Below are 25,598 nucleotides of genomic sequence, written 5' to 3'. Positions count from 1 at the left end.
GCCGATAAAGCCTTAGGAACGTTATGACAGTTGCCGTATACCCTGGAACATTTGATCCATTTACTCGTGGTCACGAGGACTTGGTCCGCCGCGCATCGAGCATTTTTACGGAGTTGATTGTGGGTGTTGCCGACAGTCGCAGCAAACGTCCATTCTTCAATTTAGAAGAGCGCATTGCTATCGCCAAGGAAGTACTTGGCCACTATCCGAATGTAAAAGTCGTTGGCTTTACTGGCTTATTAAAAGATTTTGCACGCGAGCATCAGGCGCGCGTGATCGTGCGGGGGTTACGTGCTGTATCTGATTTTGAGTATGAGTTCCAAATGGCAGGCATGAATCGTTACCTGCTTCCTGACGTTGAAACTTTATTCTTAACCCCATCCGATCAGTATCAATTTATCTCAGGCACTTTCGTGCGTGAGATAGCTTCAATGGGTGGTGATGTGAGTAAGTTTGTTTTTCCATCAGTGGAAAAATGGCTCGTCAGAAAAATTGCTTCAGGCACTCAGAATAAAGAGTGACCAAATGAAATTTGGCGAGTAAATCATGGCATTAATGATCACGGACGAATGCATTAACTGCGATGTCTGCGAGCCGGAGTGTCCAAATGATGCTATTTACATGGGTCTGGAGATTTATGAAATCAATCCCGATAAATGTACCGAATGCATAGGTCACTATGATGCCCCCCAATGTCGCCAGGTCTGTCCAGTCGACTGCATCCCATTTAATCCTGAGCACACAGAAACTCAAGAGCAGTTAATGGTGAAGTTCACGCGTTTAACTGCTGCCAAAAAAGCCAATGCAGCTTAACTGAGCAGCTTAGTTCAGTAATTAGCCCTTGGAGTGCAACTCCATCATAGCGTTTTGAGTGTCGCCTTTTAAAAAGAGCGGCAAAATTTGCAGGCTATTTTCAATGCTGATATCAATAAGTTTTTGCTCGTCCAATTGAGGTCTACGCAATACATAATCTGCAACATCCATCGGGCGTCCATCACCAGCTAAATCTCTGGGGTGGCCAATGCCTAAGCGTAAGCGCCAATAATCTGGGGTACTTAAATGCGCTTGGATATCTTTCAAGCCATTGTGACCGCCAGTGCCGCCACCTAACTTCAGTCGTGCAGTACCAGGCTTCAAATCCAGTTCATCTTGGACTATCAAAATATCCGCAGGAGTGATTTTGTGAAAGCGGCATAGCGCGCCAACCGATTGCCCACTCAGGTTCATGTAAGTGCTTGGCTTGAGTAAGTAAAGATCTTCGCCTTCCCATTTAGCTTTAGCTACTTTGCCATGAAAGCGTTTTTCAGATTCAAAACGAGTGCTTAGTTGTTTTGCCAAGACGTCAACAAACCAGAAGCCAGCATTGTGCCGATCTTCTTTATGCTCATCTCCAGGATTGCCTAGGCCAACAATTAATTTAGTCATGTTGAGAGTTTAAAGATATAAAAGTATTTCGCCAAAAAAGAGTGAAAACTTAGGGCAATAAAAAAGGCCCGCTTGCGCAGGCCTTCTTGTACAAGCGATTGAGCTAAAAATTAAGCTTTATCTTTTGGCGCCTCAGCTGCAGAGGCTGCGGCTGCTGGTGCAGCAGGCGCGTCTGTAGGCTCAGCACCTTTAACTGCTGGGATACGTGCGTTAGCAAGCACTGGATTCTCTTGCTCAACATGCAATACCAAGGTAACGCCTTTTGGCAATGCGATGTCTTTAGCGTGAATACCGTGACCAACTTCAATCTTCGCCAAGTCCACTTCAATGAACTCTGGCAAGTCTGCTGGTAAGCAAGAAACTTCGAGTTCAGTGAGGATATGGCTAATAACAGCGCCTTGCAATTTCACAGCAGCTGAAGTGTCAGCATTAGCGAAGTGCAATGGAACGCGCATATGAACTTTCTCAGTCGCAGATACGCGCTGGAAGTCAATATGCAATACCAATGGCTTGAATGGATGCATTTGGTAATCGCGCAACAACACTTTTTGTGTCTTACCGCTAATTTCCAAATCCAAAATGGATGAGTGGAATGCTTCCTTGCGGAGAGCATGGAACAACGCGTTGTGGTCTAACTCGATGACCAAGGCTGGATCTTTACTACCGTAAACGATTCCCGGAGTTTTTCCGGAATTGCGCAGACGGCGGCTCGCACCCGTTCCCTGTACGCTTCTTTCAAAGGCAACTACTTTCATGATGATTTTCCTAATTAAGGTTAATTTCCGTTCGCGACCAAACAGAAAAGCCTTCAATTATATCGTGGGAAAGAGTGTTTTTGCCTACAAAAGGCTTAAAACTGCCAAAAACCGGGGTAAAACGGTGATTTTTGACTTATTCAGCAAACATCGACATCACTGAATCACCTTTGCTGATGCGGGAAAGGGTTTCAGCGAGGATCGGAGCAACGCTCAATTGGCGAATTTTGGATACTTTCATGGCCTCTGCAGTCAGGGGAATGGTGTCGGTAACAACCAACTCATCCAATTCAGAGGCTGCAATACGGGCTACAGCACCGCCTGAGAGCACGGCGTGAGTACAGTAGGCGGTAACGCCCTTAGCACCGCGCTCTTTAAGCGCTTCAGCGGCTTTACAGAGGGTTCCACCGGTATCGATGATGTCATCCATGATGACGCAATGGCGGCCTTCTACCTCGCCAATGAGGTGCATCACTTCGGATACGTTTGCTTTAGGACGGCGTTTATCAATAATCGCCAAATCAGTGCCTAATTGCTTAGCCATTGCACGGGCTCGAACCACGCCGCCAATGTCTGGAGACACAATGATCAAGTCTTTTTTAGTTTTCTGTGCCTCCAAGTCAGCCAAAAGGACTGGGGAAGCATAGATGTTGTCTACCGGAATATCAAAGAAGCCCTGAATTTGGTCAGCATGCAGATCCATAGTCAAAACACGCTCAATGCCAGCTACTGACTGAAGCATGTTAGCCACAATCCGAGCGGAAATAGCTACGCGGGCAGAACGAGGGCGGCGGTCTTGACGGGCATAACCGAAGTAAGGAATCACTGCGGTTATGCGACTTGCAGATGCTCGTTTCAGAGCATCAATCATGATCATGAGCTCCATTAAGCTGTCATTTGTAGGTGCGCAGGTTGATTGGATCACCACGACATTCTTGCCGCGGACGTTCTCTTGAATTTCTACTTGAATCTCGCCATCAGAGAATCGGCCAACAAAGGCTTTTCCCATTGGGAGTTTGAGTTCTTTGGCTACAGCCTCAGCCAAAACGGGATTTGCGTTGCCTGTGAAAAGAGTCAATAAATCTGCGTTTGTGGAGGACATAGTCTTATGGGTTTTGTGGGGTCAAAAGGTTATCTTTATCGTTTCTACAGTACTTGGCAGGGGAAGAAGGATTCGAACCTTCGCATGCTGGAATCAAAATCCAGTGCCTTAACCAGCTTGGCGATTCCCCTACAGGTCAATCTGAAGAAATCAAATTGTAAGCGGGATTTTTATTTAGCCCCCGAACAACCCGACCTACCCACCCTTCAGGAAGATTTTGCAGAAGATTTTCTAGTTTTGCGGTGTCGGTCTTAGGGTCTAAGACTGCGAAAACGCTACTACCAGAACCAGACATTCGGGGCTGTGAGCCCGGTACTGCCTGGGTAATCCAATCCAAAGCTTGCTTCACTTCTGGGCAAATCCGCATCGCTACAGCCTGACAATCATTCGATTGATATGACAATGGCGATGCAAGAAAGCCATCAATTGTAATCTGAGCGTGATCTCGGGTCAATTCCGGGTCTAGAAAAATGCTTGCTGTTGAGATGCCTTGATTGGGAAATATCACCAAAAAATCAGGGGTTTGGAGGGAAATTTCTTGAATTTTCTCCCCAATGCCTTCAACAAGGGCATTTTGACCAAAAATGAAGAAGGGGACATCGGCACCGAGCTGAAGCCCAAGGGTGCAAAGCATTTCTTTAGAGAGATTGAGATTCCAAAGGGCGTTAAGACCAATCAATGTAGTTGCTGCGTCAGAGGACCCGCCCCCCATACCCGCCCCCATCGGAATTTCTTTATGAAGATGGATTTCAACGCCAGCCTCAATCTTGCAAAAATCTTTTAGTAGCTTAGCTGCGCGAACCACCAAATCTTGTTCTGGCGGAACTCCGGGAATGGGATTGATGCGGCGCACTTCATTTTCAGAAATGCTTTTTAGGTGGATGGTGTCACACCAGTCAATTAGTTGAAAAACAGACTGAAGTAGGTGATAACCATCTGCTCTACGTCCGACGATGTGTAAAAAAAGATTGAGCTTAGCCGGCGAACGAAGAGATAAAGAATCGGGTTTCGCCATTGTTCTTTTGCTTAGTCATTCGGGCGGTCAAACACGAGGCGTATATCAATCGATCCGATATTCGAGCTACGCGTCATGGTGAGTTTTTCGAGGCGATTGGTATTGCTCCAGGTGTATACCAAGTCCCAGCCATCCTGACTAATTTTACTTACTTGACCATTTGCATTTCTATCAACACTTGCCTCGCTTCCAGGACGCACTTCGCCTCTTAACCAGTTTGATAATCCGCGAGCTGGTAGTGGTAGGCCTAATGTGTTTTGCAATAAGGTATCTGCATCAACTGCAGTAACTACTTTGCCATCACTTTCGAGTGTGGCTTCACCTGGCGTAATAGTAATTTTTGCAATCGAGCCACCCATGGGATTGCGTATTTCTAAAACATCCTTTAATGCTTCTTGGGTCAAGGTAAAGCCACCAGAGCCACCTTGGTTTTGTGACTCAGTTAAGCCAATGACTTTGACGGCAAAGCGCCCATCCCATGAGCCCTTAGATGCTTGGTCATCCCTTGCCCAGTCTGGCTTTAGACGTTGTAAGGTTTCTTTCAGGGTTGGATTATTGGCGTCTATTTTTTGTCCCTGGCGCCACATCTCTTCAGCTTCCGCACGGCGATTCATGGCCCACAACACTTCACCAGTATGAGCCGCAATATCAGCTTCTGGTTTCATAGCAAATGCTTGTTGTAATTGTTCTAATGCGAGGGTATTTTTACCTAGACGAAAATTGACCCAACCCAAGCTGTCCAAAATAAAACTATCTTTTGGAGACAGTTGATGTGCTTTACTGATGAGCGCATATGCCTCAGGTAACTTCAAATTACGGTCAGCTAGAGAATAGCCAAGGGCATTAAGAGAATTTACATCGTTTGGGTTCTTGCGCAAAATGTCACGCAGTGTTTTTTCCATTACATCCATGTGACCTACTTTTTCAGCAGACATGGCATAGGTATAAAGCAGGCCCGGATCTTTGGGTGGAATCTTGACAGTAGATGCGATTTCATAAAAAGCGCGTAAAGCATCCGACTCATCTTTCGCTTTAGCAAGCAATGCTTGTAATTGCAAAAGAGTATTCTCCTGTTCGGCGGGAGTTTGTTGGCGCAATAGAGTAATTGCTGGCTTGACAGCATCAGACCAGCGATTACTTAAGATCAATAGCGTTACCAGGACTTCTTTAGGTTTGGTATCCGAAGCTGGAGAGAGTTCATCCCAAGCTTTCGCTGCTTGCATGGCTAAATCTGGGGAACCTCCAGCAATCGCAATTTCCATAGCTCTTTGAGCAAGCCTGGGGTCCTGGTATTGACGCGCCATCTCCAGGTAGGTGTTGTAAGCCAAGCCAGCCTCACCCCGCTGAAGGGCGATTTCAGAGGCGAGCACCTCAAAGACCGCTTCGCCAGTTTGTAATCCATTTGCCTGGGTTTGGGCATGAGCTGATGAAATGACTCCACCAGTGAGGGCTGCCAGGAATAAACCCTTTAAAAGAGGTTTCAGTGTGAATTTACTCATAAGCACATTCTAATCCGCGAATCTACAATCCATTTATGCCAGAACTTCCAGAAGTAGAAGTCACCCGATTAGGAATCGCCCCCCATCTTGAGGGGCGCAAGGTCAGCGCCGTCAATATTATTGATGGACGTTTGCGTTGGCCAGTGCCCGCCAACCTCTCTAAAAGCTTGCCTGGGCAAAAAGTGCATGCTATTGAAAGGCGTGGGAAGTATCTTTTATTAGAAATGGATACGGGCTACTTACTGATTCATTTGGGGATGACGGGAACTTTGCGTGTACTCTCAAGCTCGGACCCCCTTAAGATTCATGATCGCGTGACGCTAGAGTTCGGTAAGTTCAGTTTGCGTTTACATGATCCACGAAAATTCGGCGCCGTCTTATGGCATCCTAAATCAAAAGGTCCCATTGAAACATTTGCGCTTTTGCAAAAGCTAGGAGTGGAGCCGTTTTCTCCAGAGTTTGCGGGTGAGCTGGGCGCAGATATTTTGTATCAAAAATCCCGCAAACGTAGTGTTGCTGTGAAGCAGTTTCTTTTGGCGGGGCAAGCGGTTGTCGGGGTTGGCAATATTTATTGTTCTGAAAGTTTATTTGAGGCGGGTATTCATCCAGCTAAAGCTGCAGGAAAGCTCACACGTCCGCAATGTTCTCGTTTGGCTGAAGCGGTGAGATTGATTTTGAAAAAAGCGATTGCAGCTGGCGGCAGTAGTTTGAAAGATTTTGTAAATAGCGATGGTGATCCTGGACACTTTATGGTCCAAACCAAGGCCTATGACCGCAAAGGACTTCCGTGTAAGGTATGTGGGACGCCTATTAGTCAAATAGTGCAGGGCCAACGTTCCACTTATTTTTGTACTCAATGTCAAAAACGCTGATCAACACATTTGCATCAAAGCTAGTTGCTTGGCATGCGATCAGTGGGCGCTCAGGCTTGCCTTGGCAAGGTAATCGAGACCCTTATGCGGTGTGGGTCTCAGAAATCATGTTGCAACAAACTCAAGTGGCTACTGTCCTTGAGCGCTACCCACGTTTTATGGAGCGCTTTCCTACAGTTAAAAAATTAGCTTGCGCTGATATCGATGAAGTATTGGCTGAGTGGGCGGGATTAGGTTATTACTCGCGCGCTAGAAATCTACACGCTTGCGCAAAGCAAGTCATGACAGAGTTCGGCGGCCAGTTTCCAAGTGACCCCATTTTGCTTGAGCAATTAAAAGGGATTGGGCGATCTACAGCTGGCGCAATCGCTGCATTTGCTTTTCATGAACGAGCACCTATTTTGGATGCGAATGTGAAGCGCATTCTGGCGCGTTTATTTGCGATTGAAGGTGCGATGCAGGATAAGAAAATCAATGATCGACTATGGGATTTAGCAATTGATTTACTACCAACTAAGCCTACAGATATGCCAGTCTATACCCAGGCGCTGATGGACTTTGGCGCTACTTGGTGTATGTCACGCAAACCAGTATGCTTAGGGTCTGAAAAAAAATGCCCATTCACAAAAGACTGCCAAGCTAATTTAAGCAATCAGGTCCTTTTGCTTCCACAAAAAACCAAGAAGACGAAATCTCCAGAATTTGATTGCAATATGTTGTTGATGCGTTCGGGTAATTCCATCCTCTTGCAAAAGCGCCCAAGTAAAGCCATTTGGGGTGGTCTGTGGTCTTTGCCTGAAGGGCCGTGGACCCCTAGGATAGCTCGTGAAAAAGTTATTGAAATAAGCCCGCAGGAATTATTTGCAGCTACATTGCCCGAAGAAAAATTAGCAGCACTTACAAAAGCTTTTAAATCATTAAAGCGAGCCGAAGAAATTAAGCATGTCTTTACGCACAGACGATTGTGGATGCAGATATGGCAAGTAAGTGCTCAAAAAGAGTTAGTCTTTTTAAATCCAGATCTGAAGTGGGTGCCCTTGGCTCAGCTAGGACGCCATGGCCTGCCGCAGCCGATTAAGCTTTTGCTGCAGGGATTGAATCTAGTTCGCGGTGACGATCTAAAAAATTAAGCTGCAAGTCCATGAGGTCCTTTTGGGCGCGGAAGTGTTCGCTCAGGCGGCCTACGAGATAGACAGAGCGATGTTGGCCGCCAGTACAACCAATAGCAACCGTTAAATAACTGCGACCATCAGCAATGTAATGGGGCAACCACTTGTTAATGAATTGGGTGATGTCAGATTCCATGCTCATCACCTCTGGAATTTTTTCCAGAAATTCTTGCACGGGCTTGTCGTTGCCAGTAAGGGGCCTCAGTACTTTGTCATAGTGAGGATTTGGTAGACAGCGCACATCAAAAACTAAGTCCGCTTCGCTGGGCACACCCTTTTTAAAACCAAATGATTCAAAAACTACTGTGAGACCTACCGGTTTGTCTTTGAGAAGATCTTGAATCCAGGAACGCAGTGCATGAGCAGGTAGGTTGCTGGTATCGATGCTGTGCGCCTGGGCACGTAAGGGCTCCAGCAAATTACGCTCTTTATCAATTGCCTCAATCAGGGTTGCCGATTGAGATTGTTTGCCATTAGTAGATAAGGGATGGCGACGACGGGTTTCCGAGAAGCGTTGCACCAAAGTATTGGTATCGGCATTTAGAAATACCACTCTGACCTGATGATTTTTACGTAGGTTCTCGAGAATGGACGGCAAGTTTGCAATAGATTGTCCGCGACGAGCATCTATGGCGACCGCAACTTGCTCGCACTTTTCTTTTTCAAGAGTGGAGATGAGGTTTTCTAGAAGCGAGACAGGAAGATTGTCAACGCAGTCATAGCCTGCGTCTTCAAAAGCCCTCAGGGCTACTGATTTACCTGAGCCTGAGATTCCGGTAATCAGATTGATTTGCATGGCTTAGAGTAGGCGTCCTTGGGACTTTGAGGATTCTGACTCAGCATTCATCTGAATGCGCTGACGCTCGATAAATTCTTTTAAGGTATCGATACCGCGCAATTGCAAAATGGTATTGCGTACAGCAGCTTCAACAAGTACGGCTAAGTTGCGACCTGCAGCCACCTGAATCTTGACGGTGCGAATTGGCACTCCTAGAACATCGATATGCTGGGCCTCAAGGGGTAGACGTTCAAATTCGCCATCATTTCTGCGAACGAGCTGAACAATGAGGCGTAGTTTTAATTTACGACGTACTGCGGTTTCACCAAAGATTGTCCGAATATCGAGTAATCCCAATCCGCGTACCTCAAGCAAGTTACGCAAGATGACAGGGCAGCGACCCTCAATGTAATCTGGTCCAAGTCGAGCAAAGTCAACCGCATCATCGGCTACCAATCCATGCCCACGAGAAATGAGTTCGAGGCCTAATTCACTTTTACCTAGGCCGGATTCGCCAGTAAGGAGTACACCCAAGCCCAGAATGTCCATGAAGACACCATGCATGGTGATCTGAGGCGCTCCAATTTTAGTTAAATAAATGCGCAAATGATCAATCACTTCCGCAGCAGAAATAGCAGTGGTGAATAGTGGTGTTGAGGAGCGCTGGCAGAATAGTTGTAAGTCTGGATCCGCACTCTTACCATCGGCCACAATGACACAAGGAGGCATCTTGGAGATTAAGCTGGCAATTTGCTCTTGCCTTTGTTTTGGCTCCAGAGCAGCGTGATATTCAACCTCTTGCTCGCCGAAGATTTGAATGCGACTTGGGTGAATAAGGTTTAAGTGTCCTACTAAGTCGGAGCTGGCTGCAGCTATTTTTACAGCTTCTGGCGGGAAGGTGCGGTCGGCACCTTCAAGACCGCCAATCCAAGACAGTTTTAATTCTGAAACATTGTCATCAAAAATCTGCTGAGCAGTTACTCCCTCTAGGAGTAATGGCTGAGTCATTTTGCTGTACCCCAGTGTTGTAAGAGTTCGCAAACTTTTAAGGGGTCTGCAGTAGACGATAAGGACTCGCGAGCATCGGCATCCGATAGCAGCTGTGCAATCGAAGACAAAATCTCTAAATGTTGTTGGGTGGCTTTTTCGGGCACCAATAAGAAAATCAAGATGGAAACCGCTTCACCATCCGGAGCTGCAAACTCAATTGGGTTCTGCAGTCTCATAAAAGCTGCGCTCGGCTGCTTTAAGCCTTTCACACGACCGTGAGGGATGGCCACACCAGCACCGAGGGCGGTGGAGCCTAAATCTTCACGAGCATTGAGGAACTCTATAACGGAGTTGGCTGTTATTCCTGTTTGTTTAGAAAACAGTTCTCCAGCGGCTGCAAATGCATCAGCCCTGCTTGTGGCGGGGATATCTAATGCAATGCAGTCGGGAGTAAAAAGATTGGTCAGGGCATTCATGTGAATTGATTATAGGTGTCCTGACGCACTAGATCACTCAAAATGCTTTTCGTGGTGATGATCTTGAATCTTTTCTTTGTGTTTAACAACTTGGCGCTCTAACTTATCAACCACTGCATCCATGGCGTGGTAGAGGTCGGCATTGTGTGCTTCAGCGAACAGATCTTTCCCCTTAAGGTGAATGGTGATCTCGGCGCTTTGACGTAGGTCCTTCTCTTTGGCTTTATCTACTACCAGGAAGGCAGACGCATCAATGACGTGATCGAAGTGCTTACGAATTTTGGCTAGACCCGCCTCAAGATGAGAGCGCATGGCAGGGGTAACTTCCACGTGACGGCTATTAATTTTCAAATTCATTAGCGACTCCTTTTATAGATGCTATAGATGCGTGCGCATAGTCATGCCCGGGGTGCGCAGCAAGCCCCTGAAATTTTTTGTGCTGTTTTTTTGGAAGATAAACCATGAGCCTCCAGCGTATCAGCGAATTTGCTGAAAACCAAGAGGGAAGTGAAATTATTATTGCTTTAAAAGCGGGAAGCCTCGTCTGGCCTACATCCGGAAGTTTTCGCCCAGATAGACTCTGCGGACGGCATCGTTCTGAATAATCTGATCAGGCTTGCCTTCTGCCAATACGCTACCTTCGCTGATGATGTAGGCGTGGTCACAGATACCTAGGGTTTCGCGGACGTTGTGGTCGGTAATTAGTACCCCAATTTGGCGGTCCCGTAGGAAGCGAACAATGCGCTGGATTTCCCCAACGGCGATAGGGTCAACACCGGCAAAGGGTTCATCTAGCAAGATAAATTTTGGCTGGGAAGCTAGTGCTCTCGCAATTTCTACCCGTCTACGTTCACCACCCGATAGAGAGAGGGCTGGGTTATTGCGCAGATGACTAATTTGGAGTTCGCCCAAGAGCTCATCTAGGCGGTTGGCAATTTCAGCCTTAGTCAGGGGTTTGCCACCTTGAGCTTGAAGCTCTAAGACTGCCTGAATATTTTCAGCTACGTTGAGCTTTCTAAATACAGAGGCTTCTTGTGGTAGGTAGGAGAGACCCATTCGAGCACGTTCATGAATCGGTAAATGCGTAATATCTGCGCCATCTAAAACGATATTTCCACCATCGAGTGGGACTAGTCCAACAATCATGTAGAACGAAGTTGTTTTGCCTGCTCCATTTGGGCCTAGTAGTCCTACCACTTCACCGCATCTGACTTGTACGGATACATCACGAACCACGGTTCTTGAGCCATACCGTTTTTGTAGATTATGGGCGCTTAGTGTGGGCGCATTATCGATGTGGGCTAAATCCGCTGTCATTTCTCTAGGGTTGCTTTTCGTCTTGGTGAAAGGATGGCTCTTGCTAAGGGCAGATCATCCGGTTTTGCATCTTTAGGGGGCGTGACATGATAGTACTGCTTTACATCATCGTACTCAATTTTCCAGCCCTTTAATTGATCGAGCATTTGCATATTGAGCAAGCGCTTCAAGCTGGCATCGCCTGTCAACGTCAGAAATTCTGTCTTGGCGTCATAGGTAACCTGGGCGCCGCGTCCTTGCATGAATTCATCTGCAAGGCCTTCGCGACGTTGTCTAAAGCTCGCAACCGCTTCTGGAGTACCCACGACATCGACAAACTCATAACCCTGGGGATCGACTTCAATGTGGCCATCCTCACCAGTAACAATAATGCTGCCTTTGATCAGTAGCACCTGACCGTTGAGGTCATAGATTTGCTTAACGTCGTTTACAGAAACTTTTTCCGCTTCCAGAATGACGGGTTTATCTTGGTCTGCTTTTTCTGCGAACGACAAAGATGCAAGGGAGAGCCCAAAGCTCAGGAGCACAAGCCGAACCAATAATATTTTCATCGACATCATTTTATTGGTGGTTCCGTGGGGCGCGCTCAATACGTCCTTTAACTTGGCCGCTGAGCACCATACTTTGTTCGATGTTGTTAAACACACCACCTTCAGTGGAGTTCAGGATCGACATTCCTTGCTCAAGGGTAATTGGACGATCGGTTTCAATAATGTCATCGTTAATAAGCACTTTGAAATAGCTTGAGCTAGCCAACATTCTTAAGGTAGCTGGCTGTGATGCAGTCGCCTCTTGAGCTGGGCGAAAGATGCTAGCGTTATCGTATAAATCTAGGATGGTGAGGTCGCCGTCGAGATGTCCTGTATCCGACTTTACAGTTACAGGCGCTTTCTCAGCTTGGAATAGGCGCATGCGCGGCGTCAGAATATCGATAGAAGCATCGTCATCATAGTGAGTGACTTTAACGCCCAACACTCGGTATTTGGTATTGCCTAATTCATTTAGGGCAGATAGTGCACCATCTTTGATGGTGTAGTCAGGCTCATGCAGACGCACGCGTTCTAGGGGGGATTTTTCTGGTGGAGTATTTTTTTGGACCAGCCAAAAAGTTGCCAGCGTGAGTACTCCCATTAATATCAAGGGTAGTAGGCGCAACAAAGCGCGCCCGATGCCGACCTTAATTTGCTGAGGCTTTAACTGCATTGCTTAGCTACGAGCCTTAAGAAGTAATTCTTCGTAGCGATTCTGGGCTTTGAGAATCAGGTCACATACTTCACGCACTGCACTATTACCGCCATTGCGTGTCGTCACCAAGTGGGAAAATTCTTGAACAGCTTCGTGACCTTGTGCTGGGCAAATACGAAAGCCTGCATTTTTCATCATTTGCATGTCTGGCCAATCGTCACCCATAACAGCGCAGTCAGCCGCAGTCAGCCCCAGAGATTGAAGAACTTCTTTCAGGGCAATAGCTTTGTTTTCAACACCCATGTGAACATTTTTAATGCCAAGCTCTTCGCAGCGCGCCAAAACCATTTTGGAGTTTCTGCCGGTAATGATGGCAGTCGGAATGCCGCATTGCTCTAATAATTTGATGCCTAAACCATCTTGAATATCAAAAGCTTTTAACGATTCTTTTCCATCGGCGCCAATCCATACTTGCCCATTTGTTAATACACCATCAACATCCAATACCAAAAGCTTCACTTTGCCTGCACGCTCCCATGCTTGTGGATATTGAGTTAGAGGGTTGGTCTTGTGAGTATTGAAAGCGCTGGGCATGAAAGGGAAACTCGATTACTAATGGAGGTTAAATGACTTTGGCTGCAAATAAATCATGTAGATTTAATGCGCCTAATAAATGGCCTTGGTTATCTGTTACCACTAAATGATTGATGCGATGTTTCTCCATCATCTCGATCGCTTCTTCAGCAAGTAACTCTGCTGGAATGGTGCGAGGATCGGCAGTGGTTGCACTCTCGAGTTTGATGCCGCTCAGGTCAGTAGTTTTTTCTAGAAGGCGACGCAAGTCGCCATCAGTCAATATGCCAAATACTTTTTTGTTGGCATCTAGGATTACCACCATACCCATACGCTTTGAGGTCATCTCTAACAAGGCATCTTGTAGTGATGCATCAATGGAGATTTTTGGTGTGTCTGCAAGGCTGCGCATTACTTCACTGACATGCATCAATTGCTTACGACCTAGTCTGCCGCCGGGATGTGAGCGAATAAAGTCTTCAGCTTCAAAGCCGCGTGAATCTAGTAAGGCGACAGCAAGTGCATCGCCCATGGCTAGTGCTGCAGTAGTGCTGGTAGTGGGCGCTAGATTTAAAGGGCAAGCCTCTTTTTCAACACTGGTATCTAAATGCGCGTCTGCCAATTTGGCAAGGGAGGAATTTGGAGCGCCAGTGAGGGCAATGAGTTTTGCGCCAGTGCGTTTCACGATTGGCACGATAGTCAAAAGCTCATCGGTCTCGCCGGAATTAGAAAGTGCGACAAAAACATCATCTCTAGTAACCATGCCTAAGTCACCATGGCTGGCTTCAGCGGGGTGAACAAAAAATGCAGGGGAGCCTGTGGAAGCAAAAGTAGCGGCAATTTTGCGAGCAATATGGCCCGATTTGCCGATTCCAGAAACGACGATTCTGCCTTTGCAGTCATGTAAAAGTTCAACCGCCAGGACGAGGGCATCAGCATTGGCGCCCTCTAGGCGATCACGCATAGTTTGCAGTGCAGCAGCCTCAATAGTGAGGGTGTCGCGCGCAAGCTTTAGGGTACGTTCACGAGTCTTAGCTATCATCGAGTAAGTATATGCCGTCAGTCCTTCAATTAACCCTCATTCTCCTGGCCTCGGGTGTGGCCGGAGTGGTTATTTTCCGCTATTTTGGCTTACCCCCCATTTTGGGCTATTTGGCCATTGGCGTGCTGATTGGGCCTAATGCCTTGGGCTTGGCGAATGATTCAGCCACAGTGAAGTATTTGGCTGAATTTGGCGTGGTTTTCTTGATGTTCTCGATTGGTTTGGAATTTAACCTGCATAAATTAAGGGCAATGCGATCGATCGTATTTGGTCTTGGTGGCAGCCAAGTCATTTTGACAATGCTTTTAGCAATCCCCGCCAGTTTGCTAATGAATTGGATTTATCCCATCTCATGGCATGCTGCGATCGCTTTGGGTGGTGCGCTGGCAATGTCATCCACCGCAATTGTGACCAAATTGATTTCTGATCGCGCTGAATTAGAGACAGAGCATGGTCGCAATGTCGTGGGTATTTTGTTATTCCAGGATTTGGCCGTGGTCTTCCTGTTGATCTTATTGCCATCACTTGGAAAAAATCCATCGGATTTATTTGTTGCGCTCACTGCGGCCTCAATCAAAATTACCGTTGCTTTGGTGTTAATTTTCTTTATTGGCCAAAGCTTGATGAGTCATTGGTTTAAGTTGGTTGCTAAGTTGCGCTCACAAGAGTTGTTCATGCTCAATCTGTTGTTGATTGTTTTGGGTATGGCAGCGCTTACTGAGCACTTTGGCTTGTCGCTGGCGCTTGGTGCGTTCTTGGCTGGCATGTTGATTTCTGAAACGCCTTATCGCCATCAAGTGGAAGAGGATATCAAGCCGTTTCGCGATGTTTTACTCGGCCTCTTCTTTGTGACGATTGGCATGTTGCTGGATTTCAACGTGATTCGTGAGCAGTGGTTGTTGGTTTTGGTTTTACTGGTTGGTCCGCTCATCTTCAAGTTTGCTCTTATTGCTTTGTTATCACGGGGCTTTGGCTCTAGTCCTGGAATCTCGATTAGAACCGGACTATGCTTAGCTCAGGCGGGTGAATTCGGCTTTGTGTTGTTGAATCAAATTGATGGTTTAGATTTAATTGATCCCATTTTGAGCCAAGCAGTATTGGCAGCGATGCTGATCTCCATGTTCTGTGCGCCGTTCCTCATTGAATATAGCGATCGCATTGCGATGCGTTTCTCCAGTAACGAATGGTTGTTGCAATCGCTTGCATTAACTCGTGTCGCCTCTAAAAGTGTTCGTAATGAAAACCACGTGGTCATTTGTGGTTTTGGTCGCTCAGGCCAAAGTTTGGCGCGCATGCTTGATCAAGAAAAAATTCCATACATTGCCTTGGATTTAGATCCTGATCGCGTTAAAGAAGCTGCGGCTGCTGGCGACAATGTAGTTTATGGCGATGCAAGTCGTGAAAACTATTTAGTAGCCGCAGGTCTTGCAAGAGCAAAAGCAGTTGTCATTACTTATGCCGATACAGCAGCAAGTATGCGAGTATTGCGTCAGGTAGAGCGCTTACGTCCTGGTATGACGGTATTGGTGCGCACTAGAGATGATGCGGATATCGCCAAGTTGCAGGCTGCGGGTGCTACCGAAGTGGTACCCGAGTTAATTGAGGGTAGCTTAATGATTGCCTCCCATGTTCTATTGATCATGGGTGTGCCAATGCGTAAGGTAGTGCGACGCATCACAACAGCAAGGGAAGAGCGTTATAGTTTGTTGAGGGGCTACTTCCGCGGCTCTGCGGACGATGACTTTGGCTCCAATGAATCTTGGCGTTTACATGCCATTACCCTGTTACCCAATTCAAAAGCGATTAGTAAAACTTTAGGCGAGCTTGATCTGGAGAAAGAGGGCGTCAATATTCAGGCAGTGCGTCGCAAAGGTCGAAACGCAGATTATGTGAAGTTGGATCCTACTCCCGATCTCAAGCTTGAGGCTAATGACATTTTGGTGATCTCAGGCAATTCAGAGGCAACCGATTTGGCTGAAGCTAAATTACTCTGAGATCAATCTAATAGCGCTGCGCACTATTATTGCTTTACTTACTTTTCTTTTTACCGGCTACAGGAGTAGGCGCTTTACGAGTTAGCAATGGCGCTAAGTAGTGACCTGTAAAACTCAATTCATTTTTAGCTACGTCTTCTGGTGTCCCGGTGGCAATGATTTGCCCGCCACCGGCGCCGCCCTTAGGCCCTAAGTCAATAATCCAATCCGCAGTCTTAATCACATCAAGGTTGTGCTCAATGATGACAATCGTGTTGCCTTGCTTCTTCAGTGTTTGAATCACAGTTAGCAATAACTGAATATCGTGGAAATGCAAACCAGTAGTTGGCTCGTCCAAAATATATAAGGTTCTGCCGGTGTCACGCTTGGAGAGTTCAAGAGAAAGTTTTACGCGTTGTGCTTCACCGCCAGATAAGGTGGTTGCGCTTTGTCCAAGCTTCACGTAGCCCAGGCCTACGTCTAGCAATGTTTTGAGTTTGCGCTTAACAACGGGCACCGCTTCAAAAAACTCATGGGCCTGTTCGATAGTCATCGAGAGCACTTCATGAATATTCTTGCTCTTGTAGCGAATATCTAAAGTTTCACGGTTGTAACGCTTTCCATGACAAACATCGCAGGGAACATACACGTCAGGCAAGAAGTGCATCTCTACTTTAAGAACGCCATCGCCTTCACAAGAGTCACAGCGCCCACCTTTAACGTTAAAGGAGAAGCGACCCGCTTCATAGCCCCGTTCACGTGATGCAGGAACGCCTGCGAAGAGTTCTCTAATTGGGGTAAATAGTCCCGTGTAGGTGGCGGGGTTGGAGCGCGGAGTTCTACCAATAGGAGATTGGTCAACGCTAATGACTTTATCAAAATGTTCTAAACCCTTAATTGCATCGTGCGCCGCAGGCTCTGCATTAGAACCATAGAGGTGCTGAGCAACTGCATGATGCAAGGTGTCGTTAATTAAGGTGGATTTACCAGAGCCTGATACACCAGTAACGCAAGTTAACAAGCCAACGGGAATTTTTGCATGAACAGATTGCAAGTTATTGCCGCGCGCACCAATGATTTCTAAAAAGCGATCATTTACCGGAATCCGTTTTTCTGGAACCGCGATTGCTTCACGGCCGGCAAGGTAAGCACCAGTTAAGGAATTTGGGTTGGCTTCAACTTCTGCTGGCGTGCCTTGAGCGACCACTTCGCCACCATGAACACCAGCACCAGGACCGATATCAATAACCCAGTCAGAGGCGCGAATCATATCCTCATCATGTTCAACGACTAAAACGCTATTACCTAAATCTCGCAGGTGCTTCAGGGTGCCAATCAGGCGATCGTTATCGCGTTGATGCAGGCCAATTGAAGGTTCGTCCAATACATACATCACCCCCGTTAAGCCAGAGCCAATCTGGCTTGCTAGGCGAATACGTTGGGCTTCACCGCCAGAAAGAGTGTCGGCACTACGCTCGAGTGAAAGGTAGTCTAGGCCTACATCATTTAAGAAGCGTAGACGTGCGCCAATCTCTTTAACAATCTTGTCAGCGATTTCTCGTTTGGCGCCCTTGAGCTCAAGGGTCTCGAAATATTCTTTTGCTTCTTTTAGTGGTAGGGCGCTGATCTCGTATATCGCACGAGATTGTTTCTTCTCACCCACTTTGACAAAGCGAGCTTCTTTGCGTAAACGGCTGCCATTACATTCAGGACAAGTTTGAACATTTTGATAGCGCGATAGTTCTTCACGAACTGTCATGGAATCGGTTTCGCGATAGCGTCTTTCAAAGTTGGCAACAATGCCTTCGAAGGCATGTTCACGAATGCTGTTCTTGCCACGCTCGTTGATGTATTCGAAAGGAATAGTGACATCGCCAGAGCCCAAGAGAATCAGATCTTGCTGCTTTTTGTTCAGCGTCTCAAATGGCTTCTCCACATCAAAGCCGCCATGCTTAGCTAGGGTTTGAAGTAGTTTGAAGTAGAACTGATTGCGGCGATCCCACCCCTTAATGGCACCAGAGGCGAGTGACAAATCAGGATGCGCAACGATGCGCTTTGGGTCAAAGAAAGACTGGTGACCCAGGCCATCACAGGAAGGGCAGGCGCCCATCGGGTTATTAAAAGAGAAGAGACGCGGCTCTAATTCTTGCAAAGAGTATGAGCAAACTGGGCAAGCAAACTTGCTGGAGAAAATCATCTCTTTGCCAGTATCCATATCGACGATCATGGCTTTGCCATCCGCCAAACGTAGGGCTGTCTCAAAAGATTCTGCCAAACGTTGCTGAATATCGGGACGTACCTTGATGCGGTCAACCACTACTTCAATCGAATGCTTATCATTCTTTTTGAGCGCTGGTAATTGATCCACTTCAAAAATCTCGGCTTTTGCTACGTTTGCTGTACCACCACCAGAGCGCACACGAAAGCGCACAAAGCCTTGTGCCTGCAGGTCTTGAAAGAGGTCAACGAATTCACCTTTGCGTTCGCTCACTACTGGAGCCAAAATCATCAACTTCGTATCTTCAGGCATTGAGAGTACGGTATCGACCATTTGAGAAACGCTTTGTGCTTCTAAAGGTAGATCGTGGTCTGGACAATGGGGCGTGCCTGCGCGGGCAAATAACAAACGCAAGTAATCATGAATTTCAGTAACGGTACCCACGGTGGAGCGAGGGTTATGGCTGGTGGCTTTTTGTTCAATCGAAATCGCTGGTGAAAGCCCTTCAATCGTATCGACATCTGGCTTTTCCATGAGTTGCAAAAACTGGCGGGCATAAGCTGAGAGAGATTCCACGTAGCGGCGTTGACCTTCTGCATACAGCGTGTCAAAAGCCAATGAGCTTTTGCCTGAGCCAGATAAGCCAGTAAGGACGACGAGTTTCTCTCTAGGGATGTCTAGATTGATGTTTTTGAGGTTGTGGGTGCGGGCACCGCGGATCTTGATTTCGTTATTCATGATTTTTTAGCGTAACTTGTTAATATAGCTCTTTCCCATGAATCCTTCTGAACTTCGCTCCACTCTGGCCTTAGCAGGCATATTTGGCCTCCGTATGCTGGGCCTATTCTTGCTACTGCCCATCTTTAGCCTCCATGCGCGTGGCTTGCCGGGTGGTGAGCACGCACTTTGGGTCGGCTTGACTCTCGGAATCTTTAATATTGTTCAGGCCTGTTTTTACATCCCTTTAGGCCGTTTATCGGACCGAATTGGGCGTAAACCCGTTGTTTTATGGGGTCTATCCCTGTTTGTGGCTGGAGCTTTAATTTGTGCCGCCAAAGATGATTTGCTTTGGATTGCGATTGGCCGCGGGATTATGGGGGCTGGGGCCGTCTCAGCGGCGATTTCTGCATGGGTAGCGGATTTGACTCGCGAGCAGGTTCGCACTCGAGCTATGGCATTGGTAGGTGGCAGTATTGCCCTCTCGTTTGCTTTGTCTTTAGTGATTGCCGCCCCGATTTATCGAGCGATTAGTCTGAGCGGAATTTTTATCGTTCTGGCAGTGTTGGGTGTGATTGCGATGTTTGTGACTTATTACGTTTTGCCAACGAGTAAGCCTGAAGCGAAAGTGCAACAAGCTTCATTGAAAGAAGTTTTCTTTCGTCCGGACTTGATGCGCTTGAATCTCGGTGTATTTGTATTACATGCAACTCAAGTTGCGATGTTCTTGGTGGTTCCTAGACTCTTGGTGCAGGCAGGATTACCACTTTCTTCACACTGGGAAATTTATCTTCCTGTAGTACTACTGTCATTTGTCTTCATGGCACCCGCCATTATCTATGGTGAAAAGAAGCAGAAGTTAAGAACCATTTTGTTAGTTGCGATTGTTTTATTGCTGGTTGCAGAATTGATTTTTACGCAAGCCAATTCAGTCATGACGATTGCAATTGCGCTACTAGTGTATTTTGTAGGCTTCAATCTACTCGAGGCCTTACAACCTTCTTTGGTGTCTCGTTTTGCTAAAGAATCCAAGGGCACTGCATTAGGTGTTTACAACACTACGCAATCCATTGGCTTGTTTTCAGGGGCGGTCATTGGGGGCTATTTGATGGATAGCCACGGTGATTTATCGGTCTTTGCCATGGGTGCAGCACTCCTCGTTTGCTGGCTTATAATTGCTTGGTCGATGGGTGAAATGCCAACGAGAGCAACAGGTTCCAAGGATGTAAGCACAACGACATAACCGCAGCTTCATTGATTAAATTAAAGCGAGCAGTTTATTTTTTAGCAGTAATAACAGTAGTATTTTTCTTCGGGAGACAACATGGCTTCGGTAAATAAGGTCATCATCGTAGGTAACGTAGGACGTGATCCAGAGACGCGTTATATGCCAAGTGGCGACGCAGTTACAAACATCTCAGTAGCAACATCTGATCGCTACAAAGACAAACAAACTAACGAAATGAAAGAAACCACAGAATGGCACCGTGTTGCATTCTTTGGCAAGCTTGCAGAAATCGCTGGTCAGTACCTCAAAAAAGGTTCGCAGGTTTATGTTGAAGGTCGTTTGCGCACACGCAAATGGACTGACGCTAGTGGCCAAGAAAAGTATTCCACAGAGATCGTTGCAGAAACAATGCAAATGCTTGGTGGCAAGCCAGTAGGTGGAAGTGGTGATGGTGGCGAGAGCTATAGCCGCTCAAAGCCGGCTGAGCAGTCTGCCCCAGCAGCATCAAACGCTGCATCATTAGGCGCAATGGACGACGATATTCCGTTTTAATAACTTCGGAATGCCTAGTAAGTAGTTTTTACTAAAAACCAGGAAAACCCCAATTAGTTATTGGGGTTTTCTTTTATGTGATCGGGATTCTTGGGTGTATGTAAATCTGACATTCACTATTGACCTTAAAATGCCCATATGAATATCAGAGGAATAAGGCAGTTAGTCTTTTTACTATGCGCGGTAGTGCTTGCGGCCATCATACCTAGCTTGTCTTATGGTGCACCCTTCTTCTTTCCGGATATGAACCCTTCCTTTGTTAAAGGAGACTCTCCCGAATGGTTGCAAGAAGGACGGGGCAATGACGGCTACCTAACAATTACTTCTGAAGTGATTCCAGTTAATACATGCACGCAGATGGCTAGTCGTAGTTTCTGGGGATCGGATAAAACTCAGCTTGTTCTATCGGTTGTTACCTATGGGTTTAAGAGCAAGCTTGATAAAGTAGACATTCCAATTGGGACTTTTGATGGCAGGGATAGCGGCTCTGAGTGCTCTTCTCTGAGCACTACACCATTGCAGATAGTGCCAATCACCAGTCTTGGTGCTTACTCAGTATTTAATCCAGGAAATCTATCTTTGGTCCTGAATGTCAGAAGCTCGAATGATTCAAATCAAGACTTTGTAGGTTCTGCAAAATTACTTCTTGGCGCCGCAGCAATGGTTGCCACAGGTGGATCAGCAGCGGCGATTGGGGGTATTTCAGCAACCATTGGTAATTCAGTGATGAGCGATACCCAGAAGAAAGCCAATAGCCTTTTGCAGGGAATGATTGATGCAAAAGTGCCCGTGACATTTAGCTGGTCAGAGTTGCGTCGAGGAATTAGCGCAGTGCAAATCCCTGTATATAAGGTTGATCAAAGCGTAAGTAGTCTGACGGATAAACAAATTCAGCAACTACAAAAAGATCCTAAAGCAGATAAGCAATTAATGTTCACAGTAAAGTTAGAAGTTCAATACTTTAGAAGTATCTTCTATCCAACAGTGGCAAACATTGAGGATTTGGCTAGCCGTGAAAACCTGTCTTCAGACTATATTTTAAATTTCCAGGTGCCTGGTTCTAGTCAAAACTTTATGCAACTCTTAAATAGTTCAGCGCCAAGTCTTTTGCAGCAAGTGACAAAAGTGGAGGGGGCCGATCTCACTCGCGCCTGCTCCATTGCCTTATCGAAATTGAAGTCAGCAGGTCTTGATGACGTTGACAGTGCAATTGTGATGAAGTCATTTATTGATGAGGCAAAAGGCTATGTAGGCTGGTACTTGAACCCAGCTTTAGTAAATAGCTGCTTTTCTCAGGCCCCAAGTATTCATACAAATCTGGAAAAGATATATGGCAAGCCCGCACAAGTAAGCATCCAGACTACGACGCCTTAAGTTTTGACTTATTGACGTGCGTGTCGAATATTTTCTGGCCAAGGGGAGTTGTAGTCAGTACGGAATGGATTGATATCTAAACCGCCGCGTCTTGTGTAGCGCGCATAGACAGAAAGTTTCTCTGGTTTGCACTGATGCTTGATATCAGTAAAGATGGTTTCCACGCAATGCTCGTGGAACTCACCCAACTGCCTAAAGCCAATGAGGTAGCGTAATAAACCCTCTTCCAAAATTGGACGTCCTTGATAACGAATCTGTACGCTCGCCCAGTCTGGCTGGCCAGTAACGGGACAGTTGGATTTCAATAGATGCGAAACCAAGCATTGTTCAATAGGGCCAAAGGATTCATTAACACCCAGTAGGCTTGGGTCTGCTGGTAGGTTTGGATCAATCTCAATATCGAGTCGATCCATCAAAATGCCACCCATTTCTCGCATTCCCTTTTTAGAGACCACTTCTGTTGGGTTAATGCGGGTGGTGATCTTGCTGCCTGCAACTGCAGATAAATCTGTAATGAGGCGCTCTTTAACTTCATTCTCATCTTCAAAGCGTGCGCTGTTAAGGCTGTTGAGATAAAGCTTGAAAGATTTAGACTCAATCATGTTCGGTGAGTCTGCAGGAATCTGAAACTCCGCCAAAGCAATCTGCGGTTTACCTTTTTGATTAAGCCAGCTCAGCTCAAAGGCGTTCCATAGATCAACACCAACAAAGGGTAGGGCTTGATCTTCTTTAAGGCCCAACTTCTTTCTGTTCTCAGACCTGGGGATGGGAAACAGCACACTCGGATCATATTGATCTGGGTATTGCGTTGATTGTCCGAGGGGTAAGGTTGCCATTACAGTATTTCACTTACTTCTTAGGTTTATTTGATACGCCAGATACCACGTGGCCCGTTGGTGCTACAGACGCAGCTGACTGGCAATGACCGGTTTGATCATCAAAGAAAAAGTCTGGTTCGAATTCTCGCAAAAACTCGCTCTTCGAGAGGCCGCCTAAGAACATTGCTTCATCTACATCAATACCCCAAGCCATCAGTGTGCGAATGGCTCGTTCATGGGCGGGTGCAGAGCGTGCTGTAACTAATGCGGTACGAATGCGCATACCGTTTTCACTAGTGGAGCGTTGCAGTCTATGTAAGGCCTCTAGCAAGGGCTTGAATGGGCCGGGAGGCAAGGGAATATCGACCTTCTTGCTTTCGTGGTCCACAAAGGCTTCAAGACCTTTTTTCTGGAAGACTTGTTCGGCTTCATCAGAAAAAAGGACGGCGTCTCCGTCAAATGCAATACGGATTTCATTAGGATGAGACTCAGCGGTTTTGCTGGACTCTGGATACACACGAGCGGCAGGAAAGCCTGCATCAATCGTTGCTCGCACATCATCTTCATTTGCAGACAAGAAGAGATTGGCATGTAGAGAGCGCAAATAATGATACGGAGGTCTACCTCTGGTAAATACGCCACGCTCAAGATGCAGGCCATGATGTTCGGCAGAGCGGAATACACGCAGACCACTGACTGGATCGTTGCGAGAAAGAATGACTACTTCGACACGTTGCTCACCTTCATCATTAAAAGCGAGGAGTTTCTTGACCAAGGGGAATGCCACCCCTTTTTGAGCGGCCTCACTGAGGCGCTCTAACTGCAACTTCATATAAGCGCTGTCATCGGTCGATTCGAAGATGCGATTTTCTTCTTCGAAATCAAACAGGGCGCGCGAAGAGATCGCGACGACGAGTTTTCCAGTGAGTGTGTATGACATTTGAGATTGGGCTTATTTCAGGAATAGGCGATAGGCAGGGTTATTGGTTTCATCCCAATGTGGATAGCCTAAGGTTGCCAAGAAACTCTGAAATTTCTTCTGCTCATTCTTAGGCACCTGAATACCAATCAGAATGCGGCCATAGTCAGCTCCATGATTGCGATAGTGGAACAAGCTGATATTCCAGTTAGGAGCCATGCTGGTTAAAAACTTCATCAAAGCGCCTGGTCGCTCTGGGAACTCAAAGCGATAGAGCAATTCATCTTTAGCCAGCGCTGAGTGCCCTCCAACCATATGGCGTAAATGTGATTTTGCTAGCTCATCATGCGTGAGATCAATGGTTGCAAACTTGGCTTTTCGGAAATGCTTTGCAATCGTCTCGCTATCACCGGATTTTTGTGTGCTGATACCAACAAAAATATGGGCTTCACTTTGATCACCAATGCGATAGTTAAATTCAGTCACGTTACGTTTGCCGAGTAATTCACAGAAGCGTTTAAAGGAGCCACGTTCTTCCGGAATAGTGACTGCAAACACGGCTTCGCGGAACTCACCAACATCTGCTCTCTCAGCTACAAAGCGGAGACGGCTAAAGTTCATGTTCGCCCCACATGCCACAGCCACTAGGGTTTTCTTCTTGATACGTTTTTTCTCGACATACCTCTTCATGCCTGCAATAGCGAGTGCGCCAGCGGGCTCAAGAATACTGCGGGTGTCAGTAAACACATCATTAATAGCTGCACAGATTTCATCTGTATCGACAGTGACAATCTCGTCTACTACTTTCTTGCAGATACGGAATGTTTCTTTGCCAACCAATTTCACAGCAGTGCCATCAGAGAACAAACCGACGTCTTTCATCTCAATACGTTTATTTGCTTTGAGTGACTGATTCATAGCATCTGAGTCAGAAGCTTGAACGCCGATGACTTTTGTTTTAGGGCTAACAGCTTTGATGTATTCGCCAATGCCGGAAATCAAACCACCACCACCAATAGCTACAAATATTGCATCGATGGGTTTTTCGTATTGGGTAAAAATTTCGTGGGCAATCGTTCCTTGACCTGCGATGACATCGGGATCATCAAAAGGGTGGACAAAAGTTAAGCCCCGTTTTTTGCCGAGAATCTCAGAATGTTTAAAGGCATCGCTATAGGATTCACCATGAAGGATGATTTCCACCCAGGATCCGCCTCTGGCCTTGACTGCGTCAATTTTGACGCTAGGGGTCGTAACCGGCATCACGATGACGGCTTTGCACTTCATTTTGGCTGCCGATAGGGCTACACCCTGAGCATGATTGCCTGCGGAAGCTGTAATAACTCCGCGTTTTAAGGCTTCTGGGGGTAAATGGGCCATTTTGTTGTAGGCGCCACGGAGTTTGAAGGAGAAAACCGGCTGGTTATCTTCTCTTTTGAGTAAGACCTGGTTGCCCAAACGCTTAGTCAGTTCTGGGGCGAGCTGAAGTTCGGTTTCTCTGGCTACGTCATAGACGCGAGCCGATAAAATTTTCTTTAAATAGTTCGTTGCCATCCGATGAGCGTACCACGGATGGCTCCTAAGCCCTTAGATTTGCAAGG

General features: G+C 46.6%; 26 protein-coding genes and 1 tRNA gene. 8 read left to right on the top strand and 19 right to left on the bottom strand.

Annotated features, from left to right (window positions below; translation table 11 throughout):
* Positions 1-23: 23 nt before the first annotated feature.
* Both coaD and ICE90_RS00465 read left to right on the top strand, forming a co-directional pair.
* Positions 24-521: a pantetheine-phosphate adenylyltransferase gene (coaD, locus tag ICE90_RS00470; protein ID WP_072582688.1), complete on the top strand. Its 498-nt coding sequence runs from the start codon at positions 24-26 to the stop codon at positions 519-521.
* A 25-nt stretch (positions 522-546) separates the two neighbouring features.
* The gene (locus tag ICE90_RS00465) at positions 547-813 is read left to right on the top strand and encodes a YfhL family 4Fe-4S dicluster ferredoxin (RefSeq protein WP_216190598.1); all 267 of its coding nucleotides are present in this window, start codon (positions 547-549) and stop codon (positions 811-813) included.
* 21 nt (positions 814-834) lie between these two features.
* Here the strand turns inward: ICE90_RS00465 and pth are convergent, their stop codons facing one another.
* The 6 genes from pth to ICE90_RS00435 form a co-directional block, all read right to left on the bottom strand.
* Positions 835-1,425 (bottom strand): aminoacyl-tRNA hydrolase, encoded by a 591-nt coding sequence (gene pth, locus ICE90_RS00460; RefSeq protein WP_215321079.1) that lies wholly within the window; start codon positions 1,423-1,425, stop codon positions 835-837.
* Positions 1,426-1,535: 110 nt separating this feature from the next.
* Entirely contained in the window at positions 1,536-2,180 is a 645-nt protein-coding gene (locus tag ICE90_RS00455) for a 50S ribosomal protein L25/general stress protein Ctc (RefSeq protein ID WP_215321078.1), read from the bottom strand.
* Positions 2,181-2,316: 136 nt separating this feature from the next.
* Positions 2,317-3,282: a ribose-phosphate pyrophosphokinase gene (locus tag ICE90_RS00450; protein WP_215321077.1), complete on the bottom strand. Its 966-nt coding sequence runs from the start codon at positions 3,280-3,282 to the stop codon at positions 2,317-2,319.
* Positions 3,283-3,336: 54 nt separating this feature from the next.
* A tRNA-Gln gene (locus ICE90_RS00445) sits at positions 3,337-3,413 on the bottom strand.
* A 5-nt stretch (positions 3,414-3,418) separates the two neighbouring features.
* A complete protein-coding gene (gene ispE, locus ICE90_RS00440; protein ID WP_216190597.1) occupies positions 3,419-4,297 on the bottom strand; it encodes a 4-(cytidine 5'-diphospho)-2-C-methyl-D-erythritol kinase in 879 nt (292 codons plus the stop codon).
* Positions 4,298-4,308: 11 nt separating this feature from the next.
* Complete coding sequence (locus tag ICE90_RS00435) at positions 4,309-5,796, bottom strand: outer membrane lipoprotein LolB (RefSeq protein WP_216190596.1); 1,488 nt, start codon at positions 5,794-5,796, stop codon at positions 4,309-4,311.
* Positions 5,797-5,831: 35 nt separating this feature from the next.
* Between ICE90_RS00435 and mutM the strand changes: the two genes are divergently transcribed.
* Together mutM and mutY are read left to right on the top strand one after the other, a co-directional pair.
* Entirely contained in the window at positions 5,832-6,668 is an 837-nt protein-coding gene (gene mutM, locus ICE90_RS00430; RefSeq protein ID WP_216190595.1) for a bifunctional DNA-formamidopyrimidine glycosylase/DNA-(apurinic or apyrimidinic site) lyase, read from the top strand.
* Positions 6,653-7,798 (top strand): A/G-specific adenine glycosylase, encoded by a 1,146-nt coding sequence (gene mutY, locus ICE90_RS00425; RefSeq protein WP_216190594.1) that lies wholly within the window; start codon positions 6,653-6,655, stop codon positions 7,796-7,798. Before mutM ends, mutY begins: the two co-directional genes overlap by 16 nt.
* Here the strand turns inward: mutY and rapZ are convergent.
* From rapZ to ICE90_RS00380, 9 genes are all read right to left on the bottom strand, one after another.
* A complete protein-coding gene (rapZ, locus tag ICE90_RS00420; RefSeq protein WP_215321072.1) occupies positions 7,743-8,633 on the bottom strand; it encodes an RNase adapter RapZ in 891 nt (296 codons plus the stop codon). The genes mutY and rapZ overlap by 56 nt on opposite strands.
* Before the next feature lie 3 nt (positions 8,634-8,636).
* Positions 8,637-9,623: an HPr(Ser) kinase/phosphatase gene (hprK, locus tag ICE90_RS00415; RefSeq protein WP_215321071.1), complete on the bottom strand. Its 987-nt coding sequence runs from the start codon at positions 9,621-9,623 to the stop codon at positions 8,637-8,639.
* A complete protein-coding gene (locus ICE90_RS00410) occupies positions 9,620-10,081 on the bottom strand; it encodes a PTS sugar transporter subunit IIA (protein ID WP_215321070.1) in 462 nt (153 codons plus the stop codon). The genes hprK and ICE90_RS00410 overlap by 4 nt, the downstream gene beginning before the upstream one ends.
* 33 nt (positions 10,082-10,114) lie before the next feature.
* Positions 10,115-10,438, bottom strand: coding sequence for a ribosome hibernation-promoting factor, HPF/YfiA family (gene hpf / locus ICE90_RS00405; RefSeq protein ID WP_012358449.1), 324 nt, complete (start codon positions 10,436-10,438; stop codon positions 10,115-10,117).
* Positions 10,439-10,630: 192 nt separating this feature from the next.
* The gene (gene lptB, locus ICE90_RS00400) at positions 10,631-11,398 is read right to left on the bottom strand and encodes an LPS export ABC transporter ATP-binding protein (protein ID WP_072582701.1); all 768 of its coding nucleotides are present in this window, start codon (positions 11,396-11,398) and stop codon (positions 10,631-10,633) included.
* On the bottom strand, positions 11,395-11,949 hold the full coding sequence (gene lptA / locus ICE90_RS00395; protein WP_251368468.1) for a lipopolysaccharide transport periplasmic protein LptA: 555 nt from the start codon (positions 11,947-11,949) through the stop codon (positions 11,395-11,397). Before lptA ends, lptB begins: the two co-directional genes overlap by 4 nt.
* 10 nt (positions 11,950-11,959) lie before the next feature.
* Complete coding sequence (gene lptC / locus ICE90_RS00390; protein ID WP_216190593.1) at positions 11,960-12,601, bottom strand: LPS export ABC transporter periplasmic protein LptC; 642 nt, start codon at positions 12,599-12,601, stop codon at positions 11,960-11,962.
* Between the two features lie 3 nt (positions 12,602-12,604).
* The gene (locus tag ICE90_RS00385; protein ID WP_216190592.1) at positions 12,605-13,177 is read right to left on the bottom strand and encodes an HAD family hydrolase; all 573 of its coding nucleotides are present in this window, start codon (positions 13,175-13,177) and stop codon (positions 12,605-12,607) included.
* Between the two features lie 28 nt (positions 13,178-13,205).
* Positions 13,206-14,198, bottom strand: a complete 993-nt coding sequence (locus ICE90_RS00380) for an SIS domain-containing protein (RefSeq protein ID WP_216190591.1) — start codon at positions 14,196-14,198, stop codon at positions 13,206-13,208.
* Positions 14,199-14,209: 11 nt separating this feature from the next.
* Here ICE90_RS00380 and ICE90_RS00375 point away from each other — a divergent pair, with 11 nt between their 5' ends.
* Positions 14,210-16,192, top strand: a complete 1,983-nt coding sequence (locus ICE90_RS00375; RefSeq protein WP_215321065.1) for a monovalent cation:proton antiporter family protein — start codon at positions 14,210-14,212, stop codon at positions 16,190-16,192.
* Positions 16,193-16,226: 34 nt separating this feature from the next.
* Here the strand turns inward: ICE90_RS00375 and uvrA are convergent, their stop codons facing one another.
* Positions 16,227-19,127: an excinuclease ABC subunit UvrA gene (gene uvrA / locus ICE90_RS00370; RefSeq protein ID WP_215321064.1), complete on the bottom strand. Its 2,901-nt coding sequence runs from the start codon at positions 19,125-19,127 to the stop codon at positions 16,227-16,229.
* Positions 19,128-19,164: 37 nt separating this feature from the next.
* On the opposite strand from uvrA, the gene ICE90_RS00365 reads away from it, so the two are divergent.
* The 3 genes from ICE90_RS00365 (at position 19,165) to ICE90_RS00355 (ending at position 22,260) form a co-directional block, all read left to right on the top strand.
* Positions 19,165-20,349, top strand: coding sequence for an MFS transporter (locus tag ICE90_RS00365; RefSeq protein ID WP_216190590.1), 1,185 nt, complete (start codon positions 19,165-19,167; stop codon positions 20,347-20,349).
* 81 nt (positions 20,350-20,430) lie between these two features.
* Positions 20,431-20,886, top strand: coding sequence for a single-stranded DNA-binding protein (gene ssb, locus ICE90_RS00360; RefSeq protein WP_215321062.1), 456 nt, complete (start codon positions 20,431-20,433; stop codon positions 20,884-20,886).
* A gap of 138 nt (positions 20,887-21,024) precedes the next feature.
* Positions 21,025-22,260, top strand: a complete 1,236-nt coding sequence (locus tag ICE90_RS00355) for a hypothetical protein (RefSeq protein WP_215321061.1) — start codon at positions 21,025-21,027, stop codon at positions 22,258-22,260.
* A gap of 8 nt (positions 22,261-22,268) precedes the next feature.
* Here ICE90_RS00355 and queF read toward each other — a convergent pair whose 3' ends face one another.
* From queF to ilvA, 3 genes are read right to left on the bottom strand one after another with little or no spacing between them, the layout of a single operon-like run.
* The gene (gene queF / locus ICE90_RS00350; RefSeq protein WP_215321060.1) at positions 22,269-23,096 is read right to left on the bottom strand and encodes an NADPH-dependent 7-cyano-7-deazaguanine reductase QueF; all 828 of its coding nucleotides are present in this window, start codon (positions 23,094-23,096) and stop codon (positions 22,269-22,271) included.
* A 13-nt stretch (positions 23,097-23,109) separates the two neighbouring features.
* Positions 23,110-24,018 carry a 5'-nucleotidase gene (locus tag ICE90_RS00345; RefSeq protein ID WP_072582710.1) on the bottom strand — a complete coding sequence of 303 codons (909 nt, stop codon included), beginning with the start codon at positions 24,016-24,018 and terminating at the stop codon, positions 23,110-23,112.
* 12 nt (positions 24,019-24,030) lie between these two features.
* The gene (gene ilvA, locus ICE90_RS00340) at positions 24,031-25,551 is read right to left on the bottom strand and encodes a threonine ammonia-lyase, biosynthetic (RefSeq protein WP_216190589.1); all 1,521 of its coding nucleotides are present in this window, start codon (positions 25,549-25,551) and stop codon (positions 24,031-24,033) included.
* Positions 25,552-25,598 lie beyond the last annotated feature (47 nt).

Source organism: Polynucleobacter sp. AP-RePozz3-80-G7 (assembly GCF_018882145.1).
Classification (GTDB): Bacteria; Pseudomonadota; Gammaproteobacteria; order Burkholderiales; family Burkholderiaceae; genus Polynucleobacter.
This window is presented reverse-complemented; position numbering and strand designations above follow the sequence as displayed.

Excerpts from the sequence above, each read along its gene's own strand:
- coaD (WP_072582688.1), top strand. The coding sequence starts at position 24 with ATGACAGTTGCCGTATACCCTGGAACATTTGATCCATTTACTCGTGGT.
- ICE90_RS00465 (WP_216190598.1), top strand. The coding sequence starts at position 547 with ATGGCATTAATGATCACGGACGAATGCATTAACTGCGATGTCTGCGAG.
- pth (WP_215321079.1), bottom strand. The coding sequence starts at position 1,425 with ATGACTAAATTAATTGTTGGCCTAGGCAATCCTGGAGATGAGCATAAA.
- ICE90_RS00455 (WP_215321078.1), bottom strand. The coding sequence starts at position 2,180 with ATGAAAGTAGTTGCCTTTGAAAGAAGCGTACAGGGAACGGGTGCGAGC.
- ICE90_RS00450 (WP_215321077.1), bottom strand. The coding sequence starts at position 3,282 with ATGTCCTCCACAAACGCAGATTTATTGACTCTTTTCACAGGCAACGCA.
- ispE (WP_216190597.1), bottom strand. The coding sequence starts at position 4,297 with ATGGCGAAACCCGATTCTTTATCTCTTCGTTCGCCGGCTAAGCTCAAT.
- ICE90_RS00435 (WP_216190596.1), bottom strand. The coding sequence starts at position 5,796 with ATGAGTAAATTCACACTGAAACCTCTTTTAAAGGGTTTATTCCTGGCA.
- mutM (WP_216190595.1), top strand. The coding sequence starts at position 5,832 with ATGCCAGAACTTCCAGAAGTAGAAGTCACCCGATTAGGAATCGCCCCC.
- mutY (WP_216190594.1), top strand. The coding sequence starts at position 6,653 with ATGTCAAAAACGCTGATCAACACATTTGCATCAAAGCTAGTTGCTTGG.
- rapZ (WP_215321072.1), bottom strand. The coding sequence starts at position 8,633 with ATGCAAATCAATCTGATTACCGGAATCTCAGGCTCAGGTAAATCAGTA.
- hprK (WP_215321071.1), bottom strand. The coding sequence starts at position 9,623 with ATGACTCAGCCATTACTCCTAGAGGGAGTAACTGCTCAGCAGATTTTT.
- ICE90_RS00410 (WP_215321070.1), bottom strand. The coding sequence starts at position 10,081 with ATGAATGCCCTGACCAATCTTTTTACTCCCGACTGCATTGCATTAGAT.
- hpf (WP_012358449.1), bottom strand. The coding sequence starts at position 10,438 with ATGAATTTGAAAATTAATAGCCGTCACGTGGAAGTTACCCCTGCCATG.
- lptB (WP_072582701.1), bottom strand. The coding sequence starts at position 11,398 with ATGACAGCGGATTTAGCCCACATCGATAATGCGCCCACACTAAGCGCC.
- lptA (WP_251368468.1), bottom strand. The coding sequence starts at position 11,949 with ATGAAAATATTATTGGTTCGGCTTGTGCTCCTGAGCTTTGGGCTCTCC.
- lptC (WP_216190593.1), bottom strand. The coding sequence starts at position 12,601 with ATGCAGTTAAAGCCTCAGCAAATTAAGGTCGGCATCGGGCGCGCTTTG.
- ICE90_RS00385 (WP_216190592.1), bottom strand. The coding sequence starts at position 13,177 with ATGCCCAGCGCTTTCAATACTCACAAGACCAACCCTCTAACTCAATAT.
- ICE90_RS00380 (WP_216190591.1), bottom strand. The coding sequence starts at position 14,198 with ATGATAGCTAAGACTCGTGAACGTACCCTAAAGCTTGCGCGCGACACC.
- ICE90_RS00375 (WP_215321065.1), top strand. The coding sequence starts at position 14,210 with ATGCCGTCAGTCCTTCAATTAACCCTCATTCTCCTGGCCTCGGGTGTG.
- uvrA (WP_215321064.1), bottom strand. The coding sequence starts at position 19,127 with ATGAATAACGAAATCAAGATCCGCGGTGCCCGCACCCACAACCTCAAA.
- ICE90_RS00365 (WP_216190590.1), top strand. The coding sequence starts at position 19,165 with ATGAATCCTTCTGAACTTCGCTCCACTCTGGCCTTAGCAGGCATATTT.
- ssb (WP_215321062.1), top strand. The coding sequence starts at position 20,431 with ATGGCTTCGGTAAATAAGGTCATCATCGTAGGTAACGTAGGACGTGAT.
- ICE90_RS00355 (WP_215321061.1), top strand. The coding sequence starts at position 21,025 with ATGAATATCAGAGGAATAAGGCAGTTAGTCTTTTTACTATGCGCGGTA.
- queF (WP_215321060.1), bottom strand. The coding sequence starts at position 23,096 with ATGGCAACCTTACCCCTCGGACAATCAACGCAATACCCAGATCAATAT.
- ICE90_RS00345 (WP_072582710.1), bottom strand. The coding sequence starts at position 24,018 with ATGTCATACACACTCACTGGAAAACTCGTCGTCGCGATCTCTTCGCGC.
- ilvA (WP_216190589.1), bottom strand. The coding sequence starts at position 25,551 with ATGGCAACGAACTATTTAAAGAAAATTTTATCGGCTCGCGTCTATGAC.